This window comes from Kitasatospora sp. NPDC088346, assembly GCF_044740765.1.
GTDB lineage: Bacteria > Actinomycetota > Actinomycetes > Streptomycetales > Streptomycetaceae > Kitasatospora.
In genome coordinates, this window is sequence record NZ_JBIURH010000107.1 from 1 (window position 1) to 10,375 (window position 10,375).

A 10,375-nucleotide genomic window follows, 5' to 3' on the forward strand; every position below is an offset into this window, starting at 1 on the left:
TGGTGGAGCAGCTGGGGGAGCGTAAGTCCAAGCGGCTCACGGTCAGCCATGCGTTCCACTCGCCGCTGATGGACGGCATGCTCGACGAGTTCCGTTCGGTGGCCGCACAGCTGGTCTTCTCGGTGCCGCGGATCCCGATCGTCTCCACCCTCACCGGCACGCTGGTGTCGGACGAGCTGACGGACCCCGAGTACTGGGTGCGACACGTCCGCGAGGCCGTCCGCTTCGCCGACGCGGTCACCGTCCTGGAGGCGCAGGGCGTCACCGGATACCTGGAACTGGGCCCCGGCGGCGTCCTCAGCGCCCTCGGGCAGGAGTGCGTCCTCGAGCCGGCCTCCTTCGTGCCCGCCCTGCGCCACGGCCGGTCCGAGACGCAGACGCTCACCGCCGCCCTCGCCCACGCGTACGTGCGCGGCGCGACCGTCGACTGGCACGGGGTCTTCGCCGGGCACCACGCCCGCCGGGTCGACCTGCCGACGTACGCCTTCCAACGGGAGCGCTACTGGCCCGACGTCCCGCCGGCCGGCGCCGGTGACGTCACCCTGGCGGGACTCGGCGACACCGACCACCCGCTGCTCGGCGCCGCCGCCGAACTGCCCGACACCGGCGGCCTGGTGTTCACCGGGCGGCTCGCCCTGGCGACGCATCCGTGGCTGGCCGACCACGCCGTGATGGGCGCCGTCCTGCTGCCCGGCACCGCGTTCGTCGAGCTGGCGATCCGGGCCGGCGACCAGGTCGGCTGCGACCTGCTGGAGGAACTGACCCTCGCCGCACCGCTGGTGCTGCCCGAACGCGGCGGCGTCCAGCTGCGGCTGACGCTCGGCGCGGCCGACCGGGAAGGCCGCCGCGAGCTCAGCCTGCACTCCCGCCGCGAGGACCTCCCGGCCGAGGAGCCGTGGACCCGCCACGCCACCGGTCTGCTCGCCGCCGCGCACGGCCCCGGCACTGCCGAACCGCCCGCGCCGACGGCCGGCCCCTGGCCGCCGGCCGGGGCCGTCGAAGCCGAACTGGAGGGCCACTACCCCGGTATGGCCGCGGTCGGCTTCGACTACGGTCCGTCCTTCCGCGGCCTGCACCGCGCCTGGCGGCACGACGGCGAGGTCTACGCCGAACTGCGCCTGCCGCAGCGGGCCGAGACGGAGGCCGCCCGCTTCGGCCTGCACCCCGCCCTGCTCGACTCGGCGCTGCACGCCCTCGGCCTCACCGTCGCCGAGGGTGACGAGTGGCAGACCGGCCTCCCGTTCTCCTGGACGGGCGTGCGCCTGTACGCGGGCGGTGCCACCGCCCTGCGGGTCCGGCTGTCCCCGCGCGGCACCGACGGCGTCGCCCTGCGCCTGGACGACGAGCAGGGCCGGGCCGTCGCCACCGTGGACGCGCTGGTGCTGCGCCCGGTCACGGCCGAACAGGTCACCGCCGCACAGGTCACCTTCCACGACTCGCTGTTCCGCCCGCAGTGGGTCGAACTGCCGCTCGGCGCGCCCACCGCACCCCGGACGGACGAGCGCTGGGCCGTCCTCGGCGCCGAACCGCCCGCAGGCCTCGGCGTCCCGGCCGACCGCCATGCCGACCTGGACGCGCTGCTCGCGGCGGGACCGGCCCCGGAGGTCGTCCTCGTCCCCTGCCACCCGGCACCGGGCGCGGAGCCTCACGACCCCGCCCCGCACGACGCCGAGGCGGTGAGCGCCGCCGTCCGCAACGCCCTCGGCCTGGCGCAGGCCTGGCTCGCCGACGACCGGACCGCGGACACGCACCTGGTGGTGCTCACCCGCGGCGCCGTCGCCGTCACCGGCGACCAGGACGTCACCGACCAGGACGTCACCGACCCGGCGCACGCCGCCGCCTGGGGCCTGCTGCGCTCCGCGCAGACCGAGAACCCCGGCCGGATCAGCCTGGTCGACCTCGACGAGCACCCCGAGTCCGCCCGGGCCCTGCCCGCCGCCCTCGACGCGGGAGAACCGCAGCTGGCCGTCCGCCGCGGCCGCCCGCACGCGCTGCGCCTGACCAGGGTCCCCGTCACGCCCGACCCCGCTCCCGGCGACGTCGGTGGCGAGCCCGGCCCTGTGGCCTTCGCCGCCGAGGGGACCGTCCTGATCACCGGCGGCACCGGCGCGCTCGGCTCCGCACTCGCCCGCCACCTGGTCACCCGGCACGGCGTGCGGCACCTGTTGCTGACCGGACGCCGCGGCGCCGACGCCCCGGGCGCCGCCGAACTCGCCGCCGAACTCGCCGCCCTGGGCGCCGAGACCACCCTCGCCGCCTGCGACACCGGTGACCGCGACGCGCTCTCCGGCCTGCTCGCCGGGATCCCGGACGCCCACCCGCTGACCGCCGTCGTGCACACCGCCGGCGTCACCGACGACGGCGTGATCGGCTCGCTCACCGCCGACCGCCTGGACGCGGTACTGCGCCCCAAGGCCGACGGCGCCCGCCACCTGCACGAACTGACCGCGGACCGCGACCTGGCGGCATTCGTCCTGTTCTCCTCCGCCGCCGGACTGTTCGGCGGCCCGGGTCAGGGCAACTACGCCGCCGCCAACGCCTACCTGGACGCCCTCGCCCACCACCGCCGCGCCCGGGGCCTGCCCGCCACCTCCCTGGCCTGGGGCCTGTGGGCACAGAGCAGCGGGGTCAGCGGACACCTCACCGAGAACGACCTCGCCCGGATGGAACGCTCCGGCCTCGGCCCGCTCTCCACCGACGAAGGCCTCGCCCTGTTCGACGCGGCGCTCGCCGCCGGACGGAGCGGGGACGGCACCGCCGTCCTGGTCCCGATGCGGGTCAGCACCGCCGTCCTGCGCACCCGGGCCGCCGAAGGGGACGTCCCGCCACTGCTGCGCGGCCTGGTCCGCACCCCGCCGCGCCGGTCCGCGCGCCCGGCCACCGGCGCGAACCCGGACGGCCCGCACCAGGCCGGCGCGGACACCGCCCTGGCCCGGCGCCTGGCCGGGCTCGCCGCCGCCGAACAGCAGCGCGAGCTGCTCGACCTCGTCCGCGACCGGGTCGCCGCCGTACTCGGCTACCCCAACGCGGCAGCCGTCGACGGCGAACGCGCCTTCAAGGAGCTCGGCTTCGACTCGCTCACCGCCGTCGAGCTGCGGAACCGCATCGGGGCGGCCGCCGGGCTCCGCCTGCCGGCCACCCTGATCTTCGACTACCCCACCCCGGCCGCCCTCGCCGGCCACCTGCGCACCGAACTCCTCGGCACCCTGCCCGACACCTCCGACCCGGCACCCACCGCCGGGAGCACCGGCGACGAGGACCCGATCGCCATCGTCGGCATGGCCTGCCGCTACCCCGGCGACATCACCTCGCCCGAGGACCTCTGGCAGCTGATCGCCGGCGAACGCGACGGCATCACCGCCTTCCCCACCGACCGGGGCTGGGACCTCGACGCCCTCTACCACCCCGACCCCGACCACCCCGGCACCTCGTACACCCGCGAGGGCGGCTTCCTGCACGACGCCAACTACTTCGACCCCGCGTTCTTCGGCATCTCGCCGCGCGAGGCCCTCGCCATGGACCCGCAGCAGCGCCTGCTGCTGGAGACCACCTGGGAGGTCTTCGAACGGGCGGGCATCGACCCGGCCACCGTGCGCGGCAGCCGGACCGGCGTCTTCGCCGGCGTGATGTACCACGACTACGGCACCCGGCTGCGGACCGCCCCGGACGAGGTGGAGGGCTACCTCGGCACCGGCAGCTCCAGCAGCGTGGTCTCCGGCCGCGTCGCGTACACCTTCGGTCTGGAGGGCCCGGCGGTCACCGTCGACACCGCCTGCTCCTCCTCCCTGGTCGCCCTGCACCTCGCCGCGCAGGCCCTGCGCAACGGCGAGTGCACGATGGCCCTGGCCGGCGGCGTCACCGTGATGTTCACCCCCGGCACCTTCATGGAGTTCAGCCGCCAGCGCGGCCTGGCCGAGGACGGGCGCTGCAAGTCCTTCGCCGCTGCGGCCGACGGCACCGGCTGGGGCGAGGGCGTCGGCATGCTGCTCGTGGAGCGGCTCTCCGACGCCCGCCGCAACGGGCACCGGGTCCTCGCGATCGTCCGCGGTTCGGCGATCAACCAGGACGGCGCCTCCAACGGCCTCACCGCGCCCAACGGACCGTCCCAGCAGCGGGTGATCCGCCAGGCCCTGGCGGACGCGCGGCTCGGCGCGGACGAGGTCGACGCCGTCGAGGCGCACGGCACCGGCACCACCCTCGGCGACCCGATCGAGGCGCAGGCCCTGCTCGCCACCTACGGCCGCGAGCACACCGCCGACCGGCCGCTGCGGCTCGGCTCGGTCAAGTCCAACCTCGGCCACACCCAGGCCGCTTCCGGCGTCGCAGGCGTCATCAAGATGGTGCTGGCGATGCGCCACGGCGTGCTGCCGAGGACCCTGCACGTCGACGAGCCCACCCCGCACGTCGACTGGGCCTCGGGTGCCGTCGCGCTGCTCACCGAGACCGTCCCGTGGCCCGAGACCGGCCGGCCGCGCCGCGCCGGCGTCTCGTCCTTCGGGATCAGCGGGACCAACGCCCACACCATCCTGGAGGAAGCCCCGGCGGAGGTCTCGGCGGAGGCTCCGGCCGAGGCCCCTGCCGAAAACCTGCCGGGTAGCGTGCCGCAGCCCGTGCTGGCCTGGCCCCTCTCCGCCAAGGGCGAGCCCGCCCTGCGCGCCCAGGCGGCCCGCCTGCTGGAACTGCTGGCCGACCGGCCCGAGCTGCGGCCGCAGGACGTCGCCCAATCGCTCGCCACCACCCGCAGCACCCTGGAACAGCGGGCCGTCCTGCTGGCCGACGGACCTGACGGCCGGGGGACAGCCCTGGCCGCGCTGAGCGCACTGGCGGCGGGTGAACCCGCACCCGGGCTGGTCCAGGGATCGGCGCTGCCCGGCCGGACGGCGTTCCTGTTCACGGGGCAGGGGAGCCAGCGGGCGGGTATGGGTGCGGAGTTGTATGCCGCGTATCCGGTGTTCGCGGCGGCGTTCGATGCGGTGTGTGCGGAGCTGGATCCGCTGCTCGGGTGCTCGCTGCGCGAGGTGATCGCGAACGGGGAGCAGCTGGACGAGACGGCGTTCACCCAGCCGGCGTTGTTCGCGCTGGAGGTGGCGCTGTTCAGGTTGGTGGAGTCGTGGGGTGTGCGGCCGGACTTCCTGGCCGGGCACTCGATCGGTGAGCTGGCCGCCGCGCACGTGGCGGGTGTGCTGTCGCTGGCGGATGCCTCTCGGGTGGTGGCGGCGCGTGGTCGGTTGATGCAGGCGCTGCCGCGTGGCGGGGCGATGGTCGCCGTGCAGGCGACGGAGGCGGAGGTGGTGCCGCTGCTGACCGACGGTGTCGGTATCGCGGCTGTCAACGGGCCTTCGTCGGTGGTGGTTTCGGGTGTCGAGGACGCCGTGCTGGCGGTCGTGGAGCAGCTGGGGGAGCGCAAGTCCAAGCGGCTCACGGTCAGCCATGCGTTCCACTCGCCGCTGATGGACGGCATGCTCGACGAGTTCCGCTCGGTGGCAGCCGGGTTGACGTTCTCGGCGCCCCGGATCCCGATCGTCTCCACCCTCACCGGCACGCTCGTGTCGGAGGAGCTGACGGACCCCGAGTACTGGGTGCGGCATGTCCGTGAGGCCGTCCGCTTCGCCGACGCCATCGCGACGCTGGAGGCCGAAGGCGTCACCGGATACCTGGAACTGGGCCCCGACGCCGTCCTCAGCGCTCTCGGCCCGGACTGCGTCACCGGGACCACCGCCGCCTTCCTCCCCGCCCTGCACCGGAGCCGGCCCGAGGGCCTCGCCCTGGTCGCCGCCCTGGCCGGGCTCCACGTCCGCGGCGCGACCGTGGACTGGCGGGCCGTCCTGGACGGCACCGGCGGACGCCGGATCGACCTGCCCACCTACGCGTTCCAGAAGGAGCGGTACTGGCTGGACACCGGCCTGTCCGCCGGTGACATGGCCTCCGCCGGACTCGACCTGGCCGGCCACCCGCTGCTCGGCGCGGCCGTCGAACTCCCCGACTCCGGTGCCCTGGTGCTGACCGGTCGGCTGGCCCGCTCCGTCCAGAGCTGGCTCACCGACCACACCGTGCACGGCGCGGCCGTCGTGCCCGGTGCCGCGCTGGTGGAACTCGCCCTGCGGGCCGGCCACCTGGTCGGCGCCGACCTGCTGGACGAACTCACCCTCGCCGCACCGGTCCTGCTGCCCGAGCGCGGCGGCCTCCAGCTGCGGCTGACGATCGCCGCGGCCGAGCCGGACGGGCGGCGGGCGATCGGCCTGTACTCCCGGATCGAGGACGTGCCCGCCGAGGAGCCGTGGACCCGCCACGCCACCGGCCTGCTCGCCACGACGGACGCCGCGGACGCCGGACCGGACCTCGCCGACTGGCCACCGGCCGGCGCCGAACCGGTCGACCTCGACGGCCTGTACGAGCGCTCCGCCGCCATCGGCCTCGACTACGGCCCGGCCTTCCGCGGCCTGCGTCGGGCCTGGCGGCGGGACGGCGAACTGTTCGCCGAGATCCGCCCCGAGCCGACCGGACGCCCGCTGGACACCGCTCCGTACGGGCTGCACCCGGCGCTGCTGGACGCGGCCCTGCACGGCATCGGCCTCGGCGGTCTGCTGCCCGCCGCCGACCGGGACCCGGACCGGCCCCGGCTGCCGTTCGCCTGGTCGGGCGTGCGGCTGTACGCGACCGGTGCCGCCGCCCTGCGGGTGCGGCTCGCCCCGGCCGGGGCGGACGGCGTGTCACTCGACCTCGCCGACGAGCACGGCCATCCCGTCGCCGCCGTCGACTCCCTGGTGCTGCGCGCCGCCTCGGCCGAGCAACTGCACGCCGGTCAGGGCGAGTTCCACGAGTCGCTGTTCCGTCCGGAGTGGACGCCCCTGCCCGTCGCCGCCATGGCGGACGACGCGGCGGGACGGCACTGGGCGGTGCTCGGTGCGGACACCGACCCGTTCGGGCCCGCCGGGCCGCAGCTCGTCGCCCACCCGGACCTGACCTCCCTGGCGGCCGCCGGGACGGCCGACACCGTCCTGGTCCCCGTTTTCCCGCCCACCGGCACCGTCGTGCCGGACGTCGCCGCCGCCGCCAGGGCGGCCGTGCTACGGGCCCTCGGCCTCGTCCAGGACTGGGCCGCCGCCACCGGCCCGGCCGACGCCCGGCTCGTGGTGGTCACCCGGGGTGCGGTGACGACCTCCGAGGAGGAGGCGCTCACCGACCTGGTGCACGCCCCCGTCTGGGGACTGCTGCGATCGGCGCAGAGCGAGCACCCGGGACGGATCGTCCTGGTCGACCTCGACGAGGACCCGGACTCCGTCCGGGCCCTGCCGGCAGCCCTTGCCACCGGAGAACCGCAGCTCGCGCTGCGCGCCGGACGGCCTTACGCCCCGCGGCTGGTCAGGGTGCCGCTCGCGGCCGACCCGGCGCCGCTCGACGGCGCAGCCGCCGGTGAGGGCGTCGTCGGGACCGCCGGGGAGCACGTCTTCGACCCCGACGGCACCGTGCTGGTCACCGGCGGCACCGGTGCGCTCGGTGCCCTGCTCGCCCGCCACCTGGTCGTCCGGCACGGCGTGCGGCACCTGCTGCTGACCAGCCGGCGCGGCGCCGGCGCGCCCGGCGCTGCCGACCTGGTCGCCGCCCTCGCCGAACTGGGCGCCCGGGCCGAGGTGGTGGCCTGCGACACCGGCGACCGCGCGGCGCTGGCGGCCCTGCTCGCCGCCGTCCCGGAGGACCGGCCGCTGACCGGCGTGGTCCACACCGCGGGCGTCCTCGACGACGGGGTGGTGACCGCGCTGACACCCGAGCGGGTCGACGCGGTCCTGCGGCCCAAGGTGGACGCGGCCTGGCACCTGCACGAGCTGACGCGGGAACGGAAGCTGTCCGCGTTCGTGCTGTTCTCCTCCTCCGCCGGCGTGCTCGGCGGCCCGGGGCAGGCCAACTACGCCGCGGGCAACAGCTTCCTGGACGCGCTCGCCCAGCACCGCCGGGCGCACGGCCTGCCCGCCGCCTCGCTCGCCTGGGGCCTGTGGGCACCCGAGGAGGCCGCCGCGAGCGGCCCGTCCGGTGGCATGTCCGGCCGGCTGGACGAGGCCGACGTCGCCCGGATGACCCGGGCCGGCTTCGCGCCGCTGCCCACCGCCGAGGGCCTCGACCTCTTCGACCGGGCCGTCACCCTGCCGGACGCCGTCCTGGTCCCGATGCGGCTCGACACGGCCGTCCTGCGGGCGCACGGCGACCCGGAGGCCGTACCGCACCTGCTGCGCGGGCTGGTCCGGATCCCGGCCCGTCGGCCGGCCGCCGGTCCCCGCCCGGCCGGCGCCGACCGCACCGGCCCGGACACCACGCGCAGCCTCGCCGACCGGGTGCGCGGCCTGCCGGACGGCGAGCGCGACCGCATCCTGCTGGACGTGGTCCGGAGCCAGGTCGCCGCGGTGCTCGGCTACGGCGGCGCGGAGGCGATCGAACCGGCCCGCGGCTTCGTGGAGTTGGGCTTCGACTCGCTGACCGCGGTGGACCTGCGCAACCGCCTCGGTGCGGCCGCGGGGCTGCGCCTGCCGGTCACGCTGATCTTCGACTACCCGACGCCGGACGCCCTCGCCGGCTACCTGCGGGAGGAGACCCGCGAGAAGGAGACGGCGTCCGCGGCCCTGCCGATCGGTGCCGAACTCGACCGGCTGGAGTCGATCCTCGCCGCCCTCTCCCCGGGCGACGAGGAACACCGCAGCGTCGCCACCCGGCTGCGCACCCTGCTGGCGATGTGGACCGAGACCCGGAACCCGGTGGGCACCGGACCCGCGGCGGGCGAGGACACCACCGCGCTGGAGGGGGCCACGGCCGACGAGCTGTTCAGCCTCCTCGACGAGGAGCTCGGCCTGAACTGACACCGGCCCGCCGCCCCTGGCCCCGGCCCCCTGCCCCTGCCCGCTCCCCGCCGGCGGGGGTAGGGGTCGGCCCTTGCGAACTAGGGGTCGGGTAGGTGGCCCGCACGGGTATTGACGGCATTTCGGCGGATCTACGCTCGATCCGCGGCGAACTGTGTGCGCGGGCCCGCGAGCCCGCCGCGGTGGCGCGACAGGCCGAGCCCCGGGGCCGGCCCCGCCCGAACCCCGTCCTGCCCGACCCCGTCCTGCCCGACCCCCGCCACCGAGGAGATGTGTGTGAACGACAGGCCTCAGACCCCGGAACACCTCGTGGAGATCGACCGCTCGAAGGCCCCCGCCCGGGAACCCGGCCCGATCGACCTGCGCCGCTACTACGCCCACCCCGCCTACTCCGGCGTACCCACCTTCATGGGCGTGCCGTTCTGCCTCAACCAGGAGGACCTGCGGGCGGGCAACGTCGACGTCGCGGTGCTGGGCATCCCACTGGACTCCTCGGTGGGCCACCGCGGCGCCGCGTACGGACCGCGCATGATCCGCGCCGACGAGCGCTACGTCTTCAACACCCCCGAAGCCGCGATCAACGCCAGCACCCGGATCAACCCCTTCGACGTGCTCAAGGTGGTCGACTACGGCGACGCCGCCGTGGACGCGTTCAGCACCCCCAACTCGATGGGGCCGATCCGGGCACTGGTCCGCGAGATCGCCGAGGTCGGAGCGGTGCCCGTGCTGCTCGGCGGCGACCACTCGCTGCTGTGGCCCAGCGTCGGCGCGCTCGCCGACGTGTACGGCCCCGAGAAGATCGGCGTCATCCACTTCGACGCCCACCCGGACTGCCACGACAGCCAGCTCGGCCACCGCGCCACCCACAGCACCCCCATCCGCCGGATCATCGAGGACGAGCGGATCCCCGCCGGCAACGTCGTCCAGGTCGGCGTACGCACCGTCACCGGCCCCGACAACCAGCTCTTCAACTGGATGCGCCGGCAGGGCATGAAGACGCACTTCATGGCCGAGATCGAGCGGATCGGGTTCCACGCGGTCCTGGACAAGGCGATCGCCGAGGTCCAGGAGAAGGCCGAGTACGTCTACCTCTCGCTCGACATCGACGTGCTCGACCCGGTGTTCGCCCCGGGCACCGGAACCCCGGAGCCGGGCGGCCTGACCAACCGGGAGCTGTTCCCGGCCTTCCGGCGGATCTGCCACGAGACCAAGGTCATCGGCATGGACGTCGTCGAGGTCGCCCCGCACCTGGACCCCGGCTACTCCACCACCATGAACGCCCGCCGCGCCATCTTCGAGGGCCTCACCGGCCTGGCCATGAACCGCCTGAAGATCGCCGGCCCGAACTACCTCAACCCGATCGTCTCGGGGCAGATCAAATTCCCGATGGGATGATCCGAGCCTCCAGGCCCTCGCCGGGACGGACAGGGCACCGGGCCTAGAAGGCTCGTGAAGATCTTGCTGAGGGGCTGTCTGGCTGCGGGCCGGGCGGCCCCTTCTGGTTATGCGCTGGCGGGGGTGAGGTGCCA

At 75.4% G+C, this 10,375-nt stretch carries 2 protein-coding genes; both read left to right on the plus strand.

Going from position 1 to position 10,375, the window contains the following annotated elements; all coding sequences use genetic code 11:
- The coding region (locus ACIOFR_RS41355; RefSeq protein WP_401005870.1) for an SDR family NAD(P)-dependent oxidoreductase at positions 1 to 8,846 on the plus strand (8,846 nt) is incomplete at its 5' end.
- Between the two features lie 270 nt (positions 8,847 to 9,116).
- The gene (locus ACIOFR_RS41360; protein WP_401005872.1) at positions 9,117 to 10,241 is read left to right on the plus strand and encodes an agmatinase family protein; all 1,125 of its coding nucleotides are present in this window, start codon (positions 9,117 to 9,119) and stop codon (positions 10,239 to 10,241) included.
- Positions 10,242 to 10,375 lie beyond the last annotated feature (134 nt).